This is a genomic window from Pedobacter hiemivivus, assembly GCF_005144565.1.
Lineage (GTDB): Bacteria > Bacteroidota > Bacteroidia > Sphingobacteriales > Sphingobacteriaceae > Pedobacter > Pedobacter hiemivivus.
Genome location: NZ_SWDX01000004.1, coordinates 318,089 through 342,914, shown reverse-complemented (window position 1 = coordinate 342,914; position 24,826 = coordinate 318,089). Strand labels below are relative to the sequence as shown.

Annotated in this window: 22 protein-coding genes; 12 read left to right on the top strand and 10 right to left on the bottom strand. The window is 38.9% G+C overall.

What is annotated here, in order from left to right; genetic code table 11:
- Positions 1-20: 20 nt before the first annotated feature.
- Positions 21-386, top strand: coding sequence for a hypothetical protein (locus FBD94_RS11855; RefSeq protein ID WP_235884447.1), 366 nt, complete (start codon positions 21-23; stop codon positions 384-386).
- Positions 387-420: 34 nt separating this feature from the next.
- Positions 421-1,158 (top strand): ThuA domain-containing protein, encoded by a 738-nt coding sequence (locus FBD94_RS11850; RefSeq protein WP_136880333.1) that lies wholly within the window; start codon positions 421-423, stop codon positions 1,156-1,158.
- Positions 1,159-1,166: 8 nt separating this feature from the next.
- Here the strand turns inward: FBD94_RS11850 and FBD94_RS11845 are convergent, their stop codons facing one another.
- On the bottom strand, positions 1,167-1,757 hold the full coding sequence (locus FBD94_RS11845; protein WP_136880332.1) for an HPP family protein: 591 nt from the start codon (positions 1,755-1,757) through the stop codon (positions 1,167-1,169).
- Positions 1,758-1,963: 206 nt separating this feature from the next.
- On the opposite strand from FBD94_RS11845, the gene FBD94_RS11840 reads away from it, so the two are divergent.
- On the top strand, positions 1,964-2,911 hold the full coding sequence (locus tag FBD94_RS11840) for a hypothetical protein (protein ID WP_235884445.1): 948 nt from the start codon (positions 1,964-1,966) through the stop codon (positions 2,909-2,911).
- Entirely contained in the window at positions 2,841-5,147 is a 2,307-nt protein-coding gene (locus FBD94_RS11835; RefSeq protein ID WP_136880331.1) for a hypothetical protein, read from the top strand. Before FBD94_RS11840 ends, FBD94_RS11835 begins: the two co-directional genes overlap by 71 nt.
- A gap of 154 nt (positions 5,148-5,301) precedes the next feature.
- On the opposite strand, the gene FBD94_RS11830 is transcribed toward FBD94_RS11835, so the two are convergent.
- Positions 5,302-5,919 carry a LuxR C-terminal-related transcriptional regulator gene (locus FBD94_RS11830; protein WP_136880330.1) on the bottom strand — a complete coding sequence of 206 codons (618 nt, stop codon included), beginning with the start codon at positions 5,917-5,919 and terminating at the stop codon, positions 5,302-5,304.
- Between the two features lie 118 nt (positions 5,920-6,037).
- Here FBD94_RS11830 and FBD94_RS11825 point away from each other — a divergent pair, with 118 nt between their 5' ends.
- Entirely contained in the window at positions 6,038-8,878 is a 2,841-nt protein-coding gene (locus FBD94_RS11825; RefSeq protein ID WP_136880329.1) for a sensor histidine kinase, read from the top strand.
- Positions 8,879-8,909: 31 nt separating this feature from the next.
- Here the strand turns inward: FBD94_RS11825 and FBD94_RS11820 are convergent, their stop codons facing one another.
- Positions 8,910-9,944 carry a FecR family protein gene (locus FBD94_RS11820; protein WP_136880328.1) on the bottom strand — a complete coding sequence of 345 codons (1,035 nt, stop codon included), beginning with the start codon at positions 9,942-9,944 and terminating at the stop codon, positions 8,910-8,912.
- Between the two features lie 182 nt (positions 9,945-10,126).
- Here FBD94_RS11820 and FBD94_RS11815 point away from each other — a divergent pair, with 182 nt between their 5' ends.
- Positions 10,127-10,609: a hypothetical protein gene (locus tag FBD94_RS11815; protein ID WP_131611762.1), complete on the top strand. Its 483-nt coding sequence runs from the start codon at positions 10,127-10,129 to the stop codon at positions 10,607-10,609.
- Between the two features lie 2 nt (positions 10,610-10,611).
- Here the strand turns inward: FBD94_RS11815 and FBD94_RS11810 are convergent, their stop codons facing one another.
- The 5 genes from FBD94_RS11810 to panB form a co-directional block, all read right to left on the bottom strand.
- A complete protein-coding gene (locus FBD94_RS11810; protein WP_136880327.1) occupies positions 10,612-12,294 on the bottom strand; it encodes a glycoside hydrolase family 28 protein in 1,683 nt (560 codons plus the stop codon).
- Positions 12,291-12,764 (bottom strand): hypothetical protein, encoded by a 474-nt coding sequence (locus FBD94_RS11805; RefSeq protein ID WP_136880326.1) that lies wholly within the window; start codon positions 12,762-12,764, stop codon positions 12,291-12,293. The genes FBD94_RS11810 and FBD94_RS11805 overlap by 4 nt, the downstream gene beginning before the upstream one ends.
- 2 nt (positions 12,765-12,766) lie before the next feature.
- Positions 12,767-14,320 carry a putative Ig domain-containing protein gene (locus tag FBD94_RS11800; protein WP_136880325.1) on the bottom strand — a complete coding sequence of 518 codons (1,554 nt, stop codon included), beginning with the start codon at positions 14,318-14,320 and terminating at the stop codon, positions 12,767-12,769.
- Positions 14,321-14,453: 133 nt separating this feature from the next.
- Positions 14,454-15,140: an RluA family pseudouridine synthase gene (locus tag FBD94_RS11795; RefSeq protein ID WP_131611770.1), complete on the bottom strand. Its 687-nt coding sequence runs from the start codon at positions 15,138-15,140 to the stop codon at positions 14,454-14,456.
- Complete coding sequence (gene panB / locus FBD94_RS11790) at positions 15,140-15,955, bottom strand: 3-methyl-2-oxobutanoate hydroxymethyltransferase (protein ID WP_131611772.1); 816 nt, start codon at positions 15,953-15,955, stop codon at positions 15,140-15,142. The genes FBD94_RS11795 and panB overlap by 1 nt, the downstream gene beginning before the upstream one ends.
- Positions 15,956-16,353: 398 nt before the next feature.
- Here panB and carA point away from each other — a divergent pair, with 398 nt between their 5' ends.
- From carA to FBD94_RS11760, 6 genes are all read left to right on the top strand, one after another.
- Complete coding sequence (carA, locus tag FBD94_RS11785; RefSeq protein ID WP_131611774.1) at positions 16,354-17,466, top strand: glutamine-hydrolyzing carbamoyl-phosphate synthase small subunit; 1,113 nt, start codon at positions 16,354-16,356, stop codon at positions 17,464-17,466.
- Positions 17,466-18,236 (top strand): ABC transporter ATP-binding protein, encoded by a 771-nt coding sequence (locus tag FBD94_RS11780; RefSeq protein WP_136880324.1) that lies wholly within the window; start codon positions 17,466-17,468, stop codon positions 18,234-18,236. The genes carA and FBD94_RS11780 overlap by 1 nt, the downstream gene beginning before the upstream one ends.
- 7 nt (positions 18,237-18,243) lie before the next feature.
- Positions 18,244-19,335, top strand: coding sequence for an ABC transporter permease (locus tag FBD94_RS11775; protein ID WP_136880323.1), 1,092 nt, complete (start codon positions 18,244-18,246; stop codon positions 19,333-19,335).
- Between the two features lie 90 nt (positions 19,336-19,425).
- Positions 19,426-20,118 (top strand): aquaporin Z, encoded by a 693-nt coding sequence (aqpZ, locus tag FBD94_RS11770; RefSeq protein ID WP_136880322.1) that lies wholly within the window; start codon positions 19,426-19,428, stop codon positions 20,116-20,118.
- A 145-nt stretch (positions 20,119-20,263) separates the two neighbouring features.
- Positions 20,264-21,559 (top strand): phosphopyruvate hydratase, encoded by a 1,296-nt coding sequence (eno, locus tag FBD94_RS11765; protein WP_136880321.1) that lies wholly within the window; start codon positions 20,264-20,266, stop codon positions 21,557-21,559.
- A gap of 131 nt (positions 21,560-21,690) precedes the next feature.
- Positions 21,691-22,281 (top strand): RNA polymerase sigma factor, encoded by a 591-nt coding sequence (locus FBD94_RS11760; RefSeq protein WP_136880320.1) that lies wholly within the window; start codon positions 21,691-21,693, stop codon positions 22,279-22,281.
- On the opposite strand, the gene FBD94_RS11755 is transcribed toward FBD94_RS11760, so the two are convergent.
- Both FBD94_RS11755 and FBD94_RS11750 read right to left on the bottom strand, forming a co-directional pair.
- On the bottom strand, positions 22,278-23,471 hold the full coding sequence (locus FBD94_RS11755; protein WP_136880319.1) for a DUF5009 domain-containing protein: 1,194 nt from the start codon (positions 23,469-23,471) through the stop codon (positions 22,278-22,280). The two genes, FBD94_RS11760 and FBD94_RS11755, sit on opposite strands and share 4 nt — an antisense overlap.
- Complete coding sequence (locus tag FBD94_RS11750) at positions 23,468-24,796, bottom strand: glycosyl hydrolase family 18 protein (protein ID WP_136880318.1); 1,329 nt, start codon at positions 24,794-24,796, stop codon at positions 23,468-23,470. The genes FBD94_RS11755 and FBD94_RS11750 overlap by 4 nt, the downstream gene beginning before the upstream one ends.
- Positions 24,797-24,826: the final 30 nt, after the last annotated feature.

Sequence of the window (24,826 nt, the reverse complement as noted above, 5' to 3'; positions counted from 1 at the left end):
AGCCCCTGTAAATTAAAGCTATGACCTCACCAATAACACGTTTATGTTTGGATTGCGGCAGCCCCCTACACGGGCGGATTGATAAGAAGTTCTGTGATGATCAGTGTAGAAGTAGCTATAACAATAAGATAAAGGCAGAAAACAATGGTATGATCAAATCCGTTAACCTCATCTTAAAAAGAAACCGCGACATACTGGAAAAACTGAATCCTGCAAAAGAAACAAAAGTTAGCGGGAGCAAGTTAATGGCCTCTGGATTCAATTTTAATTACCATACACATAGCTACGAGAAACATAAGGGTAACATTTACACCTTCTGCTATGAATATGGTTACATCCGGCTACCCAACGACGAATATTTATTGATCAAGGAAGTCCTAAAATAAAATATTTACTACCTTAGGTGCAAACTAATGAACTATGCCTAAGATTTTCACCTCCTTTATAGCAACCAGCCTACTGGTACTGTTTTTTGTAAACCCTGTAGCGGCAAAGAAAAAAATCCTCGTATTTTCTAAAACAGCTGGCTTTCATCATACCTCTATAAAAGTAGGAGTCGCTGCAATTCAAAAATTAGGACTTGAAAATAAATTTCAAGTAGACACCACTATTGATGCCACAAAATTCACCTACAAAAACCTTAAAAAATATGAAGCTGTCGTTTTTTTAAACACAACAGGGGATGTTCTTAATGAGCAGCAACAAGCCGCTTTTGAACAATATATCAAAAATGGTGGTGGCTATGCGGGCATACATGCCGCTACAGATACAGAATATAGCTGGCCATGGTATGGAAGACTTTCCGGTGCTTATTTTACAAGTCACCCCGCCCAACAAATGGCAGATTTAATTGTACTTACCAGAAGTACTATTGCTACCAAACATTTACCTGAAATATGGAAAAGAAAGGATGAATGGTATAATTTCAAAGAAATTGGACCAGATTTGAATGTATTGATAAAGATTGACGAAGGTAGCTATACCGGCGGTAAGAATGGCGATAACCACCCTGTTGCCTGGTACCATAATTTTGATGGAGGAAGGTCATTTTATACTGCACTTGGTCATACAGAAGCATCTTATACAGACCCTCTATTTTTAAAACACATTCTTGGTGGCATCCAATATGCAATGGGGATAAAGAAAATGGAGCAATAGCCTTTTTCTTATACTTGATTATTAACCTTTACAGGGCGCCTGCGCTTCAATATTGGTGTTGAAGGATATTTCCGATGCCTTAAATTGTTAAATATCAATGCAACAGCAAAGAGGATCAGTACTCCGGATAATACTGGCGACAATACATACAAATAACCCAGCTCCTCTATCTTTTTACCACCGGTAACCGCAATTAGCGCCGTTGCTCCACCCGGAGGATGCAAGGTTTTGGTAATTTGCATAGCTACAATGGATAGGGAAACCGCCAGGGCACAGGCAAACCATAGCTCTCCGGCAAAGAGTTTAAAGACAGTCACCCCAATAATTGCGCAGATCACGTGGCCACCAATTAGGTTACGCGGCTGAGCTAGTGGGCTATTGATAATGCCGTAAACCAGCACAGAAGATGCCCCGAACGAACCAATAAGAAATAAATTATCACTTGCTACCAGGTATTGACTATTTAACAACCCTATTAAACCAATACCAACAAAAGACCCTATAAAGGTGAGTACATGTTCCTTGGCATCGATAAGTGTTTCACGATACAAGATGTATCGCGCTTTGCGGTATTGTTTTCTAATAATTCTTCTGGGCATCGCTTTTCTATATTCGCCGCAAAAATAACACAATACCTAGTCATCTACTAGTCATTATTTCTTATCCATCTGATCAATCTTGGCGAAGTTATTGAGTATGCTCAGCCATGGTTAATGCCAGTGCTATTTTACGCTTCTCATCTTCTATTTGTCTGATTTTATTGACACTTTTTTGTGCCTCCTGTAAAAAAGAGCATAAAACATCAATGTCCTTTTATTACTGGAAACAAAACTTTCAGCTAAGCAAAGGACAGACTGATATTTTAACGGAGACTAACAGCAAGAAGCTTTACATTCGTTTTTTTGATATTAAATGGAATACGAAAGCTCAAAAACCTTACCCCGAAGCTATCATTGACTTTCGGCAACAGTCGCCATCTCTGGACATTATTCCTGTAGTATTCATTACCAACCAAACCTTTGAAAAACTGGACCAACAAGGTGTAGACAGCCTGGCTATAAAGTGTAATGAACTGCTAAAAAATCTTTCGGTTAGACAAAAAATCAATTGCAAGACTATCCAGATAGATTGTGATTGGACGGTTGGCACAAAGGATAAATACTTTAATTTTTTACACTCATTAAGGGCCCTTACCAAAAAGACACTGGAGGCGACCATCAGGTTACACCAAGTTAAGTATCAATTTAAAACTGGTATTCCTCCTGTAGATCGTGGAGTACTGATGTTTTACAATATAGGCAAGTTATCTGCTGATCTAAAAGAGCCCAATTCTATCTATAATACCCAGACAGCAGAAAAATATGTGGGCAGCTTAAACAATTACCTTTTACCTTTGGATATTGCATTACCTGTATTTTCCTGGGCTTTACAAATCAGAGCAAACAAAGTGATACAGGTATATGGAAAAATAGGAAGGACTGAACTGAGCAATGCCCAAAACTTTAGTCCCACTGCACAAAAAGACATATATAGAGCGGTACGTAATTTCTTTACAGGTGGCATCTACATAAAAACGGGGGACCTGTTTAAACTCGAAGAAATAGACAAAGCATTATTAAAACAGGCTGCAGTACAATTAGCAGCGCATTTAAAGAAAAACGAAAAAAGAACAATCATCTACTATGAACTGGGCAATCTCAATTTATCAGCATTTAAAGCAAAGGATTTCGAAGAAATTTCTACTTATTTTTAGTCTTTTCGGACTTTCTGCCGGTGGCATAGTGTGGGCCTGCTCAGACTACGGATTTGATTATGAGTATTCAAGCTTCAGTCCCGAAGCCTTCGTAAGCAAAGAATACACCCCCTTCTTTTATACGGAATACATTTCTTACTATGGGGATTACTACTATTCTGAAAACAATACCTCCCGTTACAACGATGTGATTGTAAATGAATGGCAGAGTTATTTTGACGGTAAACTCGATAAAAAGTCCCTCCAATATTTGCTAACAACAGCCACGGCTAAAGGCGTCGATTCGGTATATGAGCACATGAAGGGCAAAATAGCTGTACTGCCCAATGAGATGCCGCAATTAAAGTCTTTAAAGCTTGACAAAAAGAAAGTAAATGCTTTTTTCGATTATCTTCGGCTAGCAAAATCAACAGAGCTTTTTGCAGCTACTGATGTCACCCATTCATGGGAACCGCAGCCACAAATAACTGTACCCGCTGAACTGGAAGAACAGATACTAAAGCATTTTAAAAAGGCAAAAGATCCCTTTATAAAGCAAAGGCTGTGGTTTCAATTGGTCCGCTATTATTATTTTATAGAACGCGGAGACGAGACCATATCAGCAGATGCTTCTAAAACCCTAAATACATTTAACATTTATAAAAATGCATTCCCGCAAAACATGATGTACCATCGTACCTTAGGTTATGTGGCTGGCTGGTATTATAAAAATAAGGACTATGCCAGGTCCAATTACCTCAATAGCTTATGCTACAATTATTCCATGGAAGCAAAGATTCCTGCAGAATGGAGTTTCCATCCGCAGGAGGAGGCCGACTGGATCAGGACACTACAAATGGCAAAAACTACTGCAGAAAAGGCTACGTTATGGCATTTACTCGGCATTCATTATGATACCCAAAGGGCAATTCAGGAGATTATCAGTTTAGATTCGAAGTCGGAGAAACTGGACCTTTTGTTGGCCAGAATTGTAAACATTACAGAACACAGCCTTGGCAACTTTTATCAATCTTCGCCCGACTCGGCTTCCCTACAAACCTTAAAGCAAAACACCACCCTGATCAGCAGCATAGCTTTTAAAAACAATACGGCTAAACCTTATTTCTGGAACCTGGCAGCTGGTTACTTAAATTTCATGAGCAAGGATTATACCGCCGCCAGATCTTTCTATAATACAGCAAAACAACAACTTCCAAAAGACGACAAACTCGTTATGGCCCAATACAAAATACTAGATTGGACTTTATACGTCAAGGAATTGAAAAATATTGATGCAAAGGTCGAGGCCCAAATGATAGAACCTTTAACGTGGTTTGCGAATCTCAAAGATAGAAAAGATACTATCCCTTCATTAAGGTTTTATAAGGCATTGGATGAAAGTATCAGTAACCTGGCAGAGCTCTATAAGAAACAAGGAGATGTAGTTAAGGCTAATGCTTTTAAAAGTTACTACGAATTTTATGCGGATAACAATAAAATAGAACAGATGAAAGCTTTGCTACAAAAACAGCATAAATCAGCTTTTGAACAGATTATGCTCCGTTATTATCCATTCGATATGCACGACCTCTATTATCATCAATCGCAAGTGCTTACCTATCAAGATAAAATTGATGAAGCAATTGTAATGATGAATAAAAGTGAAAGCACCGGTTTTATTATGCCGGCCAATCCTTTTAACATCAGAGTAAATGATTGCCATGATTGTGATCATGAGCGCAAACCTGCTAAGGACTTATACGCTATCGACGTTTTAAAAACCATACAAAGCATAAAAGCTGAAATAAAGCAGGGCAAAAACGTTTACAAAAATGCGTATTTACTCGCCAATGTTTTTTACAACATCACGTTTTACGGTAATTCGAGGACGTTTTATCAAGGAAAAGTGATGCAGGTTGAAGGGAATACTCCTTTTGAAATCCCTAGCACATTCAGAACAATGCTACTATCCAATAAGATTGCCGAAAAATATTACCTGATGGCAGCCAATGTCGCTAAAACCAAGGAACAAAAGGCCAGGTGTATCTTTATGGCGAGCAAATGTGAGCGCAACGAGAGTTACAATCGGTCTTATAATAAACCAGAGAATGCAAACTCCGGTTATTGGGATGTGAATATAGAGCCGGTTTTCTTTGGGAAATATTTCTCCGTTTTAAAGACCCAATATGAGGATACTAAATTCTATGACGAAGCCATAAAAGAATGTGGATATTTCAGGAGTTATGATGATAAATAATAGCTTTTTAAAAAATATGATGTCCCACACAATATTCTCTATTGTAAAGCGTCTATATATGTGAGAGCGTTAATTTAGATGAGCGGGAAGGGTCGGTAGGATCTTTCCCGCTTTCTTTTTATAGGGTAAATGATAGATTAGCCAGTGGCTGTAATTAGTTCTTTTTTATTTTGTTGATGGCCGAGATCCGGTTAGTTACATGAAGTTTTTTATAAATATTTCTAACATGAGTTTTAACTGTCCCTGTACTGATAAAAAGCAGATCTGCAATCTCTTTATTGGAAGTACCCTGAGCTAACAGCTCTATAATTTCCTGTTCTCGAAAGCTCAGACCGTTATCAATTTTCAATACAGATTCATGAAAAGCACATACTACTTTCCTCGCTATAAAGGGACTCATTGGGGATCCGCCATCACGAAGTTCCTTAATAGCCATCTGAACCTGTACTGTAGTAGAATCTTTAAGCAGGTAACCCAATGCGCCTGCTCTTAGCGCCTCAAAAATACTGTCATTATCGTTGTGGGTACTGCAGACCATTAGTTTGGCATCTGGAAGAATCACCTTTAGCTTCATAATGAGTTCAATACCCGACATACCAGGCAAACGCAGATCAATTAGCATAATATCAGCTGGCTGAACATATATTTTACTAAGCATATCTTCTGCTGAGTTGTATATACCACGAACATTAAATCCATCAATTGCATTTATAATATCTCTCAATACCAATCCGAACTCAATATGATCTTCAACGATAGAAACATTTGTCATGTACCAAATATTATTTGCAATTTTATAATGAAAGGTTAAGTAGCATGAAAAATAACCAATTTTCTATTCTAATCATAAGTATCTGAAAAAAATATTACTAACTATATCAATTGTTATTTTGCTTGCAGCGAAAGTGTTTGCACAGGCGTCAGCTTTCAGCTCGATCAAAGGATTTCCAACAAATGAGGTTTATGATCTGCTTGTTGATAAGAAGGGTTTTCTATGGGTGGGTCATGACCTTGGTCTATCCAGATATGATGGAATCTCCATCACCAATTTTTCGAACCCCAGTCAAATGTCGCTCAGCATAACAGATCTTGCAGAAGATAAATACGGACGTGTCTGGTGTCATAATTTTAGTAATCAGATCTTTTATACTAAAAATGAAAGGCTTCAGCTATTAAATGCTTATAATAACAAGTCTGAGTTGAGATTTCCGAGACTAGCGTTAACAGATGATGAGCTAATTGCAACAACCAACAAGGGGCTATTTATTTGTGACTTAAAGACACTAAGTTCAAAATACCTTTCCCTGAAAGGGAAAAATAGCGCTACTACTTCATTAATTAGTTTTAACCGCCTGGTAATTGCCTATGGCAACGGACAATGGTATTGTTATTCCAGAAATAATGGACTAAAGCCACTTAAAGCAGATTTCAAATTAATAAATACACAGGATTTTTATCTTCATCCGGTTCTGTATAAGGATACAATGCTAATCACCTCCTCGTCTTCAGGTGAAATAAAAAAAATAATGCTAAGTGGGGATTCGATCAAATTAGTGAAACCGGAGAAAAAAGGAGATTTTATAAACACCGTAGTTCTCCATCAGCAAAAATTATGGATAAACACCAAATCCGATAGTTATTCGACCACTGGAAACCTACGCATTAGCGGACTGAATTTAACCGATATGGTTACAGATGACGAAGGAAATACCTGGTATAGCAGCCTTAAGAATGGAATAATGGTAAAGTATGGTAAGGCGGGCTTTGCGCTGAATAATTTTATGATTCCAAATAAGGGCGATTTTATTAGATCAATGGCCATGCAAGAAAACATTATTGCAGCGGGAACCCAAAATGGTCAATTGATCATGTATAACGCCATTAAAAAGCAAGAACTTTATCGTCTAGAAATTCCTGAAAAATCTGGGTCAATTGAGCGGATAAGCAGATATTTTAATGGCAACTTCTTGCTTTCGGCTTCAGTCGATAATTTTGTTTTAGATGTAAAGACAAAAAAACTGACATTAATTGATCATACTATATCCAAAGACACAGACTATCATAAAAATCTATTTTTTAATGCCACCTCAAAAAGTATTATCATCAAACCAGCTATTGATGGAGATTATACAGCTACAAATGCAAGATCATTACTTTTCCCTTCAATGGCTATAGGAAATGATGAATGGGGCTCTTTTTTATATAAAGATGTACGTTGCAGGGCCTTGAAATATGATTCTTTATCAAAGAACCTGTATGTTGCACTTATAAATGGGCTACATGTTATTAATAAAAGTGGGATTAAAGCCATTTATTATAAAAATAGAGCCATTAATACATCCTCAATGGCATATAGTAAGGATGGTCTTTTTATTGGTGATTTTAATAGAGGCCTTATAATTTTTAAGGGCGATAGTATTCAAAACTTTTCCGTGGCCGATGGTCTTTTATCAAATACCCAGTTAAAAGTTAAATTATTTGACAATCACCTTTGGCTAATTGGAAAGAAAGGAATTCAGCTATTTAACACCAGAAATAGAAGAATCGTAAACGATTTGCAATTCCCTACTCTAGAGCAGGGAATTGTATATGATGTACATGAATTTAAAAACAATGCTTACATATGTACTTCAGAAGGTATTTATGAAGTCCCCCTTAAAACGAAAAAAGAGCCAAAAACTTTAAACAATAGCCTACTGTATACTTTGGTGAACAATATAGACACCGTTTTTTCTGCATACAAGGAGTTTCCATATTATAAAAACAATATCCTTTTTGAAATAGCTGCACCATGGTTTAGTAACCCTCAGGGTATACATTTTAAATATCGTTTGCTTAATGGATCTAATCAGGAGTGGTTAGTAACAAATCCGGCTGAAAGAAAAATCAATTACCCTTCACTTGCTCCTGGCCGTTATACATTTGAAGCAAGGGCGACTGCGGCCAGCGGCGAAGTGGCTTCAAAACCTATTAAATTTGATTTTATCATTAACAAACCCTGGTGGACCCAGCCTTGGTTTATTTTGCTGAGCTCACTATTTGTATTGGGAATTATTTTTACTGTTGTATGGGCCTATTTCCGGAATCGCTTAAAACAAGAGCGCATATTATATGAAAAGAAGCTTGCAGTAGAAATTGAAAGACAGAGAATAGGCAATGAAATTCATGACGATATTAGTGCAGGCCTGTCTGCTTTACGTCTACATACTAGTCTGACAGAAATAAAAGCTAGCTCAGAACCTGTACAGCAAGACATTATAAAGATTAACTCAGGGATCAAAGAGCTATCTTCTCAGCTGAGGGAAGTTATATGGGCACTAAACACCGACCATGATTCGATCGAAAACCTTATCTATTATATTCATCAGCAATCAATTTCCTTTTTCCAAACATCAGGAATCACTATAAAAGTAGATTTACCTGTGTTCATTCCCGAGCATACTATAGGTGGTGAAAAACGCAGGCACATTTATCTTGCTATTAAGGAATCATTCCAGAATATCATCAAACATTCATCGGCAACACTTGTGAATTTAACTATACATACTGAAAAAAATCAATTAATCATTGTAGTGAAGGATAATGGTATCGGCTTTGTAAAAAAGAGTAGTGTTGAAAGTTCTGGTATCAAAAGCATGACAAGTCGAATGGAAAAAATCGGCGGAAAAATGGAAATCGTTTGCGATCACGGAACACACATAAACTTCTACATACCTATTAGGGCAATATAAACTCTTGCTCATTTGCTTTTAGAAAGTAGAGTTATTTCATTACAATGATCCTCCCCTCTTCAACTTTAAAGTGTACATCGCCTGTTAATTCAAGCTGACTTAACACCTTGGAAACATGAGCAAAACGCGAAACACTTCCGTCAAATAGCTTCTTTTTATCTACGCCCTCGTATACAACATCTACATCATACCATCGGGATACCTTTTTCATGATGCTTTCCAAAGGTTCGCCATCGAATATAAACAGGCCATTCTTCCATGCCAAAACCTCCTGAAGATCAGCCTTAATTACGGTAATGACACGATGATTTATAACAGATTGCTGACCAGGCTTAAGGATTACCTTATTCCCGTTTGTAGCTTGTAGATTATTCACTTTAACAGCGCCTTCAAAAAGTGTAGTTTTCACGAATGAATCATCAGCATAGCTACTGATATTGAAATGTGTACCCAAAACTTGTACTTCTTGTATTTTAGCCACTACTTTAAAAGGATGTTTTGCATTCTTCGTTACTTCAAAATAGGCCTCTCCGCTCAATTCAATCTTTCTTTCGCTCAGAGAAACAAAACTCGTTGGGAATCTAAGGGTTGAAGCGGCATTTAGCCATACTTTAGTGCCGTCCGGCAATATAACCTGATAAGTTCCACCTTTAGGCGTTGAAATCGTATTGTAAGTATATCCCTTATTTTCAGTATCACCACCAACAACTTCATATACCAATTGTCCATTTCCAGTTTTACGAACTATAGTACCCGCATCTTTTGCTAACTCGCCATCAGCAGCCTCATTGAGTGTAATGGTTTTCCCATTGGCTAATGTTAAAGTTGCTCTATTACCACCAGGTGGAATATCATGGGAAACAAATTCGGCGGCCAGATTCTTAAAATTGACATTCGGATAATTCTTATGGAACATTGCGGCTATTCCAGTTACAATTAAAGCAATGCAAGCGATAGAAAGATAAATAAAGGCTCTTTGCTTATAGAAAGGAATCGGAGCAGTCTTGCCATCATTGTCGGCCTTTAACTGCTCTTTATTCTCATTTTCTGATTGCTGTGTTCGCATTTTTATAATTAATGATAAGCTTAGTTAAGATCCGAAAAAATAATGGATCATGCTACCAATATTATATATAATTTCTGGATTAAGTACAATAACGAGCATTTTTGGCACCATTTATCTACAAAAAAGCGTATTTTAGAAACAACTCCCTCATCGACTTGTTATAACCTCATAATTATTTTAGCATGAAATCAACAATCCTAATACTGGCAGCCTTTTCATTAATCATGGTGTCCTGCAACAATGAGAATAAAGAGAAGCATGACGCCAACCAAGCGAAAATAACCGCGAAAGACACTGGTACAGAACCAAAAATAAATAGTAACGACTGCTATGCCCACTTCAAAAACAGGGATACGGCTACCCTTAAAATAAATATTGAAGGCAATAACCTGATTGGAGATCTAGACTATAAATTATTTGAAAAAGATAGCAACAAAGGTAAAATTGCCGGTCAAATAAAAGGCGATACCATCATTGCTGAATATACCTTCATCTCTGAAGGCGTAAAATCGGTAAGAGAAGTTGCTTTTCTGAAAAAAGCAGATGGCAATCTATATGAAGGCTTCGGAGAAGTCATGGAAAAGAACGGCAAAATGGTTTTTAAAAACCACTCTGCCTTAAAATTTGATGATTCAATGGTATTCACCAAAACAGACTGCAAATAAGTCTACGCTCTTATTTTGAGCGACTTCAGATTAGCTCCGGCCCTATAAATCGCTTGTTTTTTTGCTTTTCTTAAATCCCCACCGTCAATGGTAATACCTTCGTTTGAGGTTCCCTCAAGACTTAACAATGCCTGACAAGGTGTTAAAACACGGACAGCGGTAAACAACAGATCCTTTGAGTTCACAACTCTTAACAATGATTCTGCGCTCATACTCCCCTGTACACTTAAACCGTTGATGGCAGCATCTTGTACATTATCCAAAACTACGGCAGGACGGGCATCTTCAGCAGCAAATTCAAAACGTACATTTTGAAGCGTTAAGCCTTTTACATTCCTTGCATATAGTCCATAAGCAGGCGGACCACCCGGAGCAGTGTCCCATACCCCAAAATACTCAGCAGCTACTTTCGGCACATCTCTTTTACCCGCTTGCGCCACAGTACCACCGCCCGCATATTTCACATGAACATCAGTAAAAGATATATTTTCAAGATAATGATCACCCATTGCATTTAAAGTAATGCAGGAGTTTTTTTCCCCTTCCCAGGTATGCAGATCAAAATGAATATCTGGATGCGGAACTGGCAAAGCAATAACCGAAGCCCGGATGCCATTAAATGAAATATTTCGGATATAGGATTTGGTTGTGGGTTGATTATTGTCTGGATTTTTATTACTGCTTACCCCACTAAAACCAATACCAATAGGCCCTGTCACATTCTTCATGATGATATTCGAGAAGGAGAAGTTCTCTATGTTTGCCCTTCCAGAACTAATCTTTATCGGACAGCCATAGGTATCATAAATCAGGCAATTGGAAATAGCTATATTTTGAGAATCACCCCCACCAAAACGAAATATAGACCAACGTGTGCTAAAGCTACAATTGGTAATGGTTACAAATCGGTTGCTCCCAAACAATGCACAGGCATCATCCTGACACTGCACATCGCAATTGGTAATGTGCACATACTGACAACTAGAAAAATGAAAACCATCATTATTTTTATTTACGCGATTATAAATCCTTACCCCATCAATATAAACTTGTTTACACTGCAATAAGCGGATGCAATGATAGGCGCTGGCTTGTAAAAAAACATCATGCAACCGAAGTTCAGTACATTGATGGAAAATGAAAAGATGTGGACGGTCGAAATTGCCACCAACACCATTTTGTCCGGGCCCGGTATTGTCTCCTTTACCAGTATAAAAGGCCAAACCATTGCCATCTACAGTCCCTTTTCCTTCAATACTTAATCTTTCTGCATTTACCGCATATAGAAAGACGATATTGCCGTTGCCCGAAGGGACACCTTTTCCGGCAGTGTAATCTTCTCTTTTCGGACTGCCCAACAACCTACCTCCTGCCGACAAATGAAAGGTTACATCTGACTTAAGTTGCAGTGTACCCGACAAAAAAACTCCGGTAGGAAGCAATACTGTTCCTCCTTTAGCTACATTACATGCATCAATTGCGGCTTGAATAGCTAGCGTGTCCAAGGTTTTTCCATCGCCCTTTGCGCCATAATCCATTACATTATAAACATTGGATTTACCCGGCTCAACACCAGGTATTTTGGCACTTATCATTGCGGCCCCCGCTACTGTTAAGGCAGGAACGGAAACTTTACCCAACCAGGCACGGCGGGATAATTGGTCTGAAGCGTCTTTATTTATCATTCTTTATAGAATTTAAGGGTTAATTCTGCTTTTGGAGCTTCCAAAATTTCTCCGGTATCTTTATCTTCATATTTAATATTGGTAAAATTCGCTTGCCAGGTCATCTCCTTTTCCGTTATATCAGTCAAAGTCCATACACTAGCATTAAATATTTCGGCATCATTCAATTTCATGTAAATCAAGTTCCGCTCTTCTGCCACATTGTATGGCGTATTCACAACTGTGGAATCCTGAGTTTCGATTTTAGCCTTTGCACCCTTTACAAAACTGACATTTGTAGCCTGACTGTTAGCAACCAATACTTCTTCATATTCTTTTTGTCCCGACTGATCAAAATAAATCATATGATTTGATTGAACCGACCACTTCCCTATCAGGTCATCGTTGATTTTAGCCACCTGCGAGCCATCTTTTTTGCACCCAATAGCAACTATTGCCATAAATGCGATAAACAACAACCTAATCTTCATGCTTATTTAGCTGGGAATAATTGAACCATCACCACACCATGTTGAGCGACATCAGTAGAAAATTCCTGATCAAAAGTCCCAAGATCCTTCTGGCGCCATAAGTCGCGCACCACATACTTCCCTTTAATGCCCAGATCTGACCACTTTAACACCATCTTTTGCACACCATTGTCTGCAAGATTAAACAAGCCTGCAGCTTTACTACCATCTTCCATATCCTTTGCCATTACACCAATATCTCCTTCGTTTATAATTACAGTTGCTTGTTTACCCAACGGGTCCTGATTTACAGCATTTACTTCATCATTGGTGAGTAGGCCCAGTGTAAAATCATCCAATTTCGATATATCATTGCCCAACAATAGCGGCACAGACATTAAACACCAGGCGGTCATGTGTGTGTATTGCTCGTCAGGAGTTAATTTTGAACGCCATTTTTCCGGCGCATTCCAACCTACAACCCCCACAATCATCATATCAGGATCATTCCAATGACCAGGACGCGCGTATTTCGCCCATTTATCCTGGGTAAAGATTCTGCTCTTTAAACTTTTCCAATTGTCCTTAATATCGCCACCGGTGCGCCATGCATTGGAAACTTTAGACAAGTCGGCAATGGTTGCAAACGGGGTGCTGTTGGATAAACTATATACAACATCACGCCCGCTGTTTCTGAGGGCGTCATACATCGCCTTTGTCTCGGTTAGTTCTATCGGATTCCAATCGTACTTTAAATAATCAAAGCCCCAATCGGCAAATTGCTTAGCATCATTATCCCAAAAATGGTGTGTTCCTATGGCATAAGGCAATAATTTTTTATTACGCGCTACATTTTCCTTTGTACGCTCAAATGTTCCTTCAGGATTCAAAGCAGAGCCACCAATACGATGTCCATACGACTCGATCCATGGTGTTGAGTAAGTACCTATTTTAAGTCCGAGCCCGTGTACCTGATCGACCAATTTCTGGATATCAGGAAAACGACTGCTGTCCGGAAGGATAGCAAAGTGCTTCCCCCCCCTTTTTCCCTGCCAGCCATCATCAATATTCATATAAGACCAGCCATAGTTAATTAAACCAGTCTCTGCCATTGCTTTCGCTTGTGTTAACACTTGCGCCTGTGTAATTCGGGTACCATAGATATTATAATGATTCCATCCCATTGGCGGAGTCAATGCGATTTCTTCTCCAACGATTATTTTAAAATCCCTATTAGATTTACCTAGAGCGTTGGAAGCCTCAACCTTGATGACATACTTACCAACTTTAGCTATTGATCCGGAAATCCGCCCTGTCTTAGGATCAACTTTAACTCCTTTAGGTAATTGACTGGCAGAAAAAATCATTGGTCTGTTGCCCGAAGCTGGGATGGTAAATAAAATAGGATGCCCCGGACGGACGCCAAATACTTTAGGTCCATTTATTCGAGGTTCTGGCTTAGCCTTAGGTGTTAAAGTAACGGTAGGACTTACTTCCTGAGCAATTACGGAAGGACAATAGCAGCTCATAAAAAGTACTGCTACTGATAACATTTGTTTGGCAGAAGTTAGTTTCATTTACACTTGTGTTAATGAAACTAAAATTAGGTAATCGCCTAAGGAAATAATTGTACTTTATACGCTTAATTGTCAATCATCTTGACATTGATTAGTACGATCGTCATGACGAACCGCATAAAAAAGGGATTCTTTAGAATCCCTCAAATTTTTCCCAGAAGCCATCTACAGGCAACTTTGCAAAAATATTGACCGGTTCCTTTTTAACCGGATGAATAAATTGGAGTCTGCGCGCATGTAGACAGATACTGCCTTTGCGACTACCACGTGGGTAGCCATATTTATTGTCGCCCACAATCGGACAGCCTAATGTAGACAGCTGTACCCTGATTTGGTGCGAACGCCCCGTTAATGGATCTACTTCAATTAAATAATAACCATTTAGTTCTCCAATAAGCTTATAGCTTAATTCAGAACGTTGGCTACCCGGCACTTCCGTATTATAAGGGGTAACTACGTTTTTTTGTGGATTCTTAATCAGCCAATGAACCAGCGTACCAGATGGCTTTGCAGGTTTATTGCGCACCACAGCCCAGTAAGTCTTTTTAACCTCCCGGTTTTTAAACATTGCATTGATCCGTTCCAACGCCTTGCTTGTTTTAGCAAAAAGGATTACGCCACTTACGGGTCTATCCAAACGGTGTACTACACCTAAAAATGCACTATTGGGCTTATTATACTTTGCTGCCAGGTATTTTTTAACCTGTTCGTCTAATGGCTCATCGCCGGTATCATCAACTTGTACAATATCCCCTGCACGTTTCATTACGGCAATAAGGTGATTGTCTTCGTAAAGTATGTCTTTATCAGTTACAGGCATTAATATTGTTCCTTTTCGTTTGGAAAATCGTTCCCTTTAACATCTCTGATATAGGATTGAGCAGCTTCTTTAATGCCTTCATATAAATCCAGGTATTGACGTAGGAAGCGTGGTTTGAAACCTTTCGTCAAACCGATCATGTCATTCACTACCAAAACCTGTCCGTCACAGTCACCACCAGCACCAATACCAATAGTTGGTATATGTAAGTTCTGTGAAACTTCCTTACCTAATTTGGCAGGGATTTTCTCTAATACTATAGCAAAACATCCAGCTTCCTGCAAAGCCAGGGAATCAATTCTTAATTTCTCAGCCTCTGCCTCATCTTTTGCTCTTACCGTGTAAGTACCAAATTTATATATAGATTGAGGAGTAAGTCCCAAATGGCCCATTACAGGAATACCGGCTGTAATGATACGCTGTATAGAGTCTACCACTTCAGTTCCACCCTCAAGCTTCACGCCATGTGCGCCTGATTCTTTCATGATGCGGATAGCAGAGTTTAAGGCTTCTTTTGAATTACCTTGGTAAGAACCAAAAGGCAAATCGACCACTACAAAAGCACGGGCAGCACCTCTAACAACTGATTGTGCATGATAGATCATTTGATCTAATGTAATAGGAAGTGTGGTTTCGTGACCAGCCATAACATTGGAAGCCGAATCGCCGACTAACAATACGTCTAGCCCTGCATCATCGAGGATGGTTGCCATTGAATAATCGTAAGCAGTTAACATGGAGATCTTCTCACCACGTTGTTTCATTTCCTGTAATATATGAGTAGTTATTCTTTTTACTTCTTTATTTACCGACATGCTTTATAGTTTTGTTAGCGCAAAATTAGGTTTTACATTCGTAATAAAGGGAATTTATTGTTTTTCTGACATTCTGCCTTTAATTTGGCAGCAAAAAACTGAACTAAATTAATGAAAACTCAAACCCATCCCCCCACTCTTCAGGTCGAAAACAAAAAAAGATTTGACGAATGCGAGAAAAAAATATATCCCGAAAGGCTATTCCCGGCCAGTATACAGATAGATTTAGGAAATGTTAAAAAAAATCTTGAATAAAACCTACAAAACCCTATCTTTGTACCCCGAAATGCAGGGCTTAATTAACAGCACATTTGTTAAAGACATAATCGGTGTAAAAACCGAAGCGAAGACCTCATTTTTCCTTTTTTTTACACCCATAATTTCTCATTATAATTACCATGACTAACTACACCAAGTTACCTGCTATCTTGTTATTGGCTGATGGAACCGTATACTATGGCAAAGCTGCCGGAAAAATAGGCACTACCACTGGCGAGATTTGTTTTAACACCGGAATGACAGGATACCAAGAGATTTTTACAGATCCTTCTTATTTCGGTCAGATCATGGTAACCACCAATGCGCACATTGGAAATTACGGAATTCATAAAGAAGAGATCGAATCTGAAAGCATTAAAATTGCTGGACTGGTTTGTAAAAACTACAACATCGGCTTTAGTCGTAAAGAAGCTTCGGAATCTATTCAGGATTATTTCCAGAATGAGAACATTGTAGGTATTTCAGATATTGATACTCGTGCACTTGTACGTCACATCAGAAACAAAGGTGCCATGAACGCTATTATTTCTTCTGAGATTACGGATTTAGAAGAATTGAAAAAGAAATTAGCTGAAGTACCTTCTATGGATGGCCTTGAGCTTTCTTCTCAAGTTTCGACTAAAACACCATATTTCTACGGTTCTCCGGATGCTACTTATAAAATAGCGGCTTTAGATCTTGGAATTAAAAAGAACATCCTTCGCAATTTTGAACACAGAGATGCTTATGTACAAGTATTCCCTGCAAAAACCACTTTCGAAGAAATGGATAAATGGGGTGCTGATGGTTATTTCATCTCTAACGGTCCCGGCGATCCTTCGGCCATGCCTTATGCTATTGAAACCGTCAAAAAAGTTTTAGCAGCAGACAAACCTATGTTTGGTATTTGCCTTGGTCATCAGCTACTGGCAGAAGCCAATGGTATCGGTACCATGAAAATGTTTAACGGACACAGGGGATTAAATCACCCGGTTAAAAATATCATTAAAAACCACTGTGAAGTAACTTCTCAGAATCACGGTTTTGGTGTGATTCCTGAAGAAGTAAAAAGCTCTGATAAGGTTGAGATCACGCATCTCAACTTAAACGACCAGTCTATTGAAGGGATCCGCGTAAAAGGAAAGAAAGCATTCTCGGTACAATATCACCCAGAATCTTCTCCAGGTCCTCATGATTCACGTTACTTATTCGATGATTTCATCGAAATGATTAAAGGTGAACTGGCCTGGTAATGTCAACTAAAAATGCCATTATCAGTGTAAAAAACCTGGTAAAAAAATATGATGATTTCACAGCCGTTCAAGGCATTAGCTTTGAAGTGTATGAAAACGAAATCTTCGGACTTTTAGGACCTAATGGTGCTGGAAAAACCACCACCTTAGAGATCATTGAAACACTTCGTGAGAAAACTTCAGGAGAAATCCTGGTAGATGGCTATTCGGTAGAAAAAGACGCCAATAAGATCAAAAGAATTATTGGCGTTCAATTACAAGCTGCCGGCTATTATCCAAACTTGAACTTGGTTGAGCTGATGGAGCTTTTCTCAGGTTTATATGGAGTAGACATTAAGCCAATGGAGATGCTTGAAAAAGTAAACCTTCAGGATAAGGCCAAAGCAAAATACAAAGCGCTTTCTGGTGGACAGAAGCAACGCTTTTCTATTGCAACGACCTTAATCAATGCGCCAAAAATAATCTTCCTTGATGAACCAACTACGGGCTTAGACCCACAGGCTCGTCGCAATTTATGGGACTTGATCATCAGCATTAGAAATAATGGAACAACTGTAGTGATCACTACCCATTATATGGACGAAGCGGAGCAATTGTGCGACCGCGTTGCTTTTGTAGAACGAGGAGAAATCATTGCACTTGATACCCCAGATAATCTAATAGATAACCTGGTGAACAGTGGATTCGAAAGAAAAAAAGAAGTTAAAAAGGCCAACCTCGAAGACGTCTTCATTAACCTGACCGGTAAGGAATGGCGGGAGGACAATTAAAATAAACATGGGCAAACCCTACAATAATACCAAAGCTACCCTCGCACTTGCCAAAGCAAGTTTCCGTTCCATCATGCGCAGTCCTTCTGCAGTTGTTTTTACACTTGCCTTTCCTTTAATATTTATCCTTGTTTTTGGCTTTATAGGAAGTAGTGAGATCAAAGTAAAACTAGCTGTGGCTCCGGGTTCTGATCTGCAAAATCCAGTGATCCAGGCATTGGAACACCATTCAATGGTTAGCCTGGTTAAAGATACAGATACTGCTGACATCAGAAACGGGCTGGAAAAGGGGAATATTGATGCCCTCATTAATGTTAAAAAGAATGAAGCAGGCACACCTGCTTATCTCGCAAACGTTCAATATACATCAGCATCTATGGATAAAGGCAGCATACTTAAATCTGTCCTAAACAATTTGCTAAGTACGCTTAACGCTAAAGATGTAAAACCTACTGTTGCCGAACTTTACGAAAGTACAGTACAAGGTAGGGTTTATCGCAGGATAGATTTTATCTTACCGGGACAATTGGGCTTTTCGCTACTCAGTACTGGTGTATTTGGTACTGCATTCGTGTTTTTCAGCTTACGTCAAAACCTGGTAATCAAACGCTTTTTCGCTACACCAGTTAAAAGATCAAGCATTGTTTTTGGAGAGTGTTTGGCCAGAATAGGCTTTGCCTTATTGGGGGCAATTTTCATCATTGTAATCGGCCATTTCTTTTTTCATTTTACCTTGATACATGGTGCAATTACAGTCTTAAATATGCTTTTGCTTTCTATCATAGGGCTCATTGTCTTTATGGGTTTCGGCTTTGTCGTATCAGGCATCGCTAAAAGTGAAAGCACCATCCCGCCAATCTCAAACATCATTACGCTCCCTCAATTCTTATTATCGGGAACCTTTTTTTCTATTGATGTATTCCCTACCTGGCTTCAACCAATCAGTCGTGCTTTACCCCTAACCTATCTAAATGACGCCATGAGAAAGGTGGCATTTGAAGGTGCCGGATTATGGGATGTAAAACACCAGATTTTGATCATGGCGATTTGGGGAATTGGCATATATGCCGTTGCGGTCAAAACATTTAAGTGGGAGTAAACCCTGTCTGAACCTATAATTTCCCTATTGGAATATTAAATATTTGTAGTTAATTTCATTGTAAACAAACACCTTGAAAACAAACTACATATGAAAAAATTTGCCGCAGAATTTATTGGAACATTTTGGTTGGTATTAGGCGGTTGCGGAAGCGCCGTTTTAGCCTGTAATTACCCAAGTGCCGGGATCGGCTTTTTAGGCGTTGCCCTTGCATTTGGACTAACTGTAGTCACTATGGCTTATGCGATAGGACACATTTCTGGTGCACATTTAAACCCCGCCGTGTCTGTTGGTTGTTGGGTTGCCGGCCGTTTAGATGGCAAAGACCTTATTAGCTATATCGTAGCACAGGTTTTTGGGGGTATAGCCGCCGCAGGTGTTCTGTACCTCATTGCGACCGGCAATGGGAGCTCAATTGGCAGCTTTGCCAGCAATGGTTATGGTGATCTTTCGCCAGGCAAATACAGTCTGGGGGCAGCCATGGTTTGCGAAATCGTAATGACCTTTATCTTTTTACTGGTTATACTTGGCGCTACCGATAGCAAAGCACCAAACGGCTTTGCAGGATTAGCAATAGGCTTATGCTTAACCTTAATCCACTTGATTAGCATCCCAGTAACCAATACTTCAGTAAATCCTGCCAGGAGTACCAGTCAAGCATTATTTGCTGGTAGTGACGCCTTGGGACAGCTTTGGTTATTCTGGCTTGCCCCAATTGCAGGTGCAATTTTAGCTGGTATCGTTTATAAAACCTGCTTTGCTTCTCCACCAGAAGGCAGATAAACCTTCATAAAAACATTAAAATAAAGGGCCGTAAGTAATTACGGCCTTTTTTGCTGATAATTTAAAATTTATTATAACTTTGGATATTGTCTTAGTAATTGTACTTTTTACACTAAGGCAGATTTACTAATAAAAACCAACTAAAATGAGTTTAATAATCGATGTTCATGCACGGCAAATACTTGACTCCCGTGGCAATCCTACAATTGAAGTAGACGTAATGACAGAAAATGGTGTTCTTGGTCGTGCAGCAGTGCCGTCAGGTGCCTCAACAGGTATTCATGAAGCAGTTGAGCTTCGCGACAATGACAAGGCTGTATACATGGGTAAAGGCGTATTAAAAGCTGTTGCCAATGTTAATGATATAATTGCTACCGAATTAAGAGGTGTGGATGTATTTGAGCAAGTTGCAATCGATAACTTACTAATCAAATTAGACGGAACTGAAAACAAGGGTAAATTAGGTGCCAATGCTATTTTAGGTGTTTCTTTAGCTGTAGCTAAAGCTGCTGCACAAGAAAGCCGTCAGCCTTTATACCGTTACATTGGTGGTGTTAATGCAAACACATTGCCTATTCCAATGATGAACATCGTAAATGGTGGTTCTCACTCTGATGCTCCTATTGCTTTCCAGGAATTCATGATCATGCCTGTTGGTGCTGCTTCTTTCTCTGAAGCATTGAGATGGGGAACTGAAGTATTCCATAACTTAAAAGCAATTTTACACAGTAGAGGTCTTTCTACTGCTGTAGGTGATGAAGGTGGCTTTGCGCCAACTTTTGAAGGTACTGAAGATGCTGTAGAAACCATTATGCAAGCGATTGAAAAAGCTGGTTATACACCAGGTAAACAAATTGCCTTAGCATTTGACTGTGCTGCTTCTGAGTTTTACAAAGACGGAAAATACGATTACACTAAATTTGAAGGTGATAAAGGAGCGATTCGCACAAGTGCTGAACAAGCTGAATATCTTGCATCTTTAACTGAAAAATATCCTATCATCTCTATTGAGGATGGAATGGGCGAAGATGACTGGGCTGGCTGGAAATTGTTAACTGAGAAAATCGGTGACCGCGTTCAGTTAGTAGGTGATGATTTATTTGTAACAAATGTTAAAAGATTACAAACTGGTATCGATACCGACACTGCAAACTCTATCCTTGTAAAAGTAAACCAAATCGGTTCTTTAACAGAGACAATCAATGCAGTTTCTTTAGCACAAACCAATGGTTATACTTCGGTAATGTCTCACCGTTCGGGTGAAACTGAAGATGTTACCATCGCTGATTTAGCCGTAGCATTAAACTGTGGTCAAATTAAAACAGGTTCAGCTTCACGTTCTGACAGGATTGCAAAATACAATCAGTTGTTACGTATTGAAGAAGAATTGGGTTCTGCTGCCAGATTTATTGGCAAAGACTTTAAATACGCAATAAAGTAGTTTAAAAACAATACGCTAAAGGAGAGCCTGTTTCAGTCATGATCAGGCTCTTTTTTTATGTCCAGTATTTATTTAATATTTTTTCCTACTTTAGTTCAATGCAAGCTCTACCCGCTCACAAGTCATAGCATATGAACTATAACCATCAGGGTATCATAAAAAATTGGAAACTCCTGATAGAGGGTGAAAAACAAGGTCTATACGCTTGTTTTTCTCTCTTCTACGACGACTTGTATCGATTTGGGATGTCTTTATACAGAAATCATGAATTGATTAAGGAAAGTATCCAGAACCTTTTTATTGAGTTATGGAAAATCAGAGAGAAACTTGCTGAGGTAGAAAACATCCAGCAATATGTCTTTACCATTTATAAACGGATCATCTATAAAACTCATCAAAAACAGATCAATAAGGAAGGCTTGGTAGACATAAACACTGAAGAAATTGCGGAACATTATATCTCAGTTAGTTCTTACGAAGAGATTTTAATCGCAAGCCAAGAGGATGAACACCTTAAAAAACGTTTAACACACGCACTAGCCACCCTTAGTCCCCGCCAGAAGGAGATCATTCAAATGCGATACTTTGAGTGTCTGTCTTTTAAAGAGATTTCGCACAAAACGCTTTTAACAGAAAGAACGGTTTATAACACCCTTCATAATGCAGTTAACGTTTTGCGCGAAACACTTCTTTTTATTTGGATAATGATCAATTTGGACTAAATTTTCAATCGAATATTTCTTTTCTCCAGTAGTCCTGTAATACTGACAATAATCAATGCATAAATAAGTGATTTGAATAGACCGGGCACACCAGTTCTCATGATTTCAGGCAACTGTGCAAGGCCCAATAAACCAATCAATGCATAATGAATATATGGCAACAAATAACAGGTTAATGTACTTGTTCCAGCAGGTTTAATATACTTATACCAGGTTACCATCTTCTTTAAATCAGTAATGTATACAAACATTAAAAATCCAATGACACTTATACCGGAACAAATTGCTGTCCACGATGGAGTTGCCTTAATTTTAGAAATCCCCCAAATGGGACGGGTAACCAGACCAAATACCATAAGGCCAACAGCAAACAAGACCATGATCAACCAGAACTTTTTATTTGCCGAAGTAAGTTTTTTGTAAGTAATTGAAGCTATGATGCCAGCCATACTCAATGCGGGCATAGCCCCATCGCCAACAATCCATACATAATCCTTTATCTTCTCAATCGGAGCAAGCCATCCTAAAAAGTAGCCACAGCTAAAAAGCATAAAGAATAGGAATGCTGCAACCTGAATTATCGGTTTTCCTCCCGAGAAAAGATAAATACAGGAAGCTATCAAATAGGCCCAACCAATCAAGCCAAGAATACCCCACCAGTGGATACCCATCGCGGCCAACCCACTGCCCCTATTTGTTTTATAGAGCATCGCCAATATAACCAGCAGTAAGATCCCTATTATCTTTAATAGTTTTACCATTTGTGATTCTGGATTTTTATAGGCCATCCATATCAGAAAGAAAGCACCAATTAATAGTATTGTCCAGATCCCTTTGGGCAAGATGGCACTTTCAGCATAATTCTCAGCATTGACCAAAAACAGCCCCATAACCAATAATGCTACGGACCTTGATAAGATATGAAAAAAGATTTTTGACGTTGTATCACCTTTTTTTCTTCGATTTTGAATGGCATAGGGCACTGAAAGGCCTACGATAAACAAAAATGCCGGAAATACGATATCCGCCAGTCCCATACCATCCGCATCTGCGGAAACATGGTCCAGCCATTTTGGAATATCAATCAATGTCCAAAGGTCATTCACAAAGATCATTAAGATCATAATCACCGCCCTAAACGCATCTATGGAGACTAACCTAGGCAATGTAATAACTGCGGCCACTGTCATTTAAGGATCTGGCTTATGGCTTTCATTAATGAATTGTCACCCTCTCCATCATAATCACCTGCCCAAAGGTATGCTCCTTTAAAGCCATTTTGTTTGATGTAATTGGCCTTTTGTGTAACCACCGGAATCCCATTAAAATACACCCCCTTTGCTATTGCTCCCGTAAATTCCTTTTGGACAGCAGTAGGATCAGCCTTTAAGATATCCTTAAATGGCAAGTAGTTATAAGATCCCCAACTAAGATTATTACCATTTCCATCCAATTCAAGATACCTTAAACCAAAGGCAGGCATACCTAGAACAATTTTGTTTGCCGCAAAACCTTTATTACGCCATATCCCTGCTCCAGAAATCATCCAATTAAGAGAAGATTGCTGCCCTAGGGTAGCACCTGGGCCCACGTGATTACCATCTTCAAAAGCATGGACATTAACCCAGTCCACTTTCGAAAGATCGGTATAGTCCCAATGTAAGTAATTCACCGTTACAGTAGCAGTAACAAGCTTGCCCGCTGGCAATGCAGCTTTTAATTCAGAAACAAATGGACCAACTGCTGCAAGACTTGCAGAGACATCCCCACCACCTAAATCTGTCATCATGACATCTATACCATCTAATCTTCTATCTGCAACATACGTTACCAATGTTTGAACCAACTGAGCTCTTTTGGCAACATCAGTAATCACCGAGCCAAAATCGGAGCTCGCATATAATGACCATCCATCTACGCCGGATAATCTTCCCGAAACGCCCAATAAAACAGGTACACCAGCAATGTGCCCTCTAGCTACAATTTCATCCAAATTCTGATTTTGATTCCCTTTGGAGAAATCAACACCCCCTTCTGGGAGTACTCTTGCACCATTAAAAGCTACATGAGTAACATTTACCCAATTCACATTTGCTGCAACCCCGCCGTCTGAGAGGTAAGACATATTCACAAAAGGACTAGGTTTTGGCGTATACGTTGTGGGAGACACCAAAACTTTAGATAAGCGCGTTGCAGTTTGTCCATTAAATGTGGCTTCCAGTTTAATTACATACTCTCCACCTGCAGTTGGCGTAAAGGTGAAAGCAGTATCTGTAGACACCTCTTTTCCATCTACTTTCCAGCTTACTTTCATTTTAGCTCCCGGTGCTGGCGAATACTGCAATCTGTTATAGACTGCAGACTCACCTTCCTTTATAATTCTTGAAGGTGATTGAAACACAAGCCCTCCGTCAAAAATCCGGGGATGAAAATCTCCTGCAGATTCAACTTTATCTTTTTTACACCCAAGCATAAATACCAGCAAGGGGAATATAAGGTATATTATTTTTTTCATTTGAATATCTTTAAGTTTTCTCTTAATTAT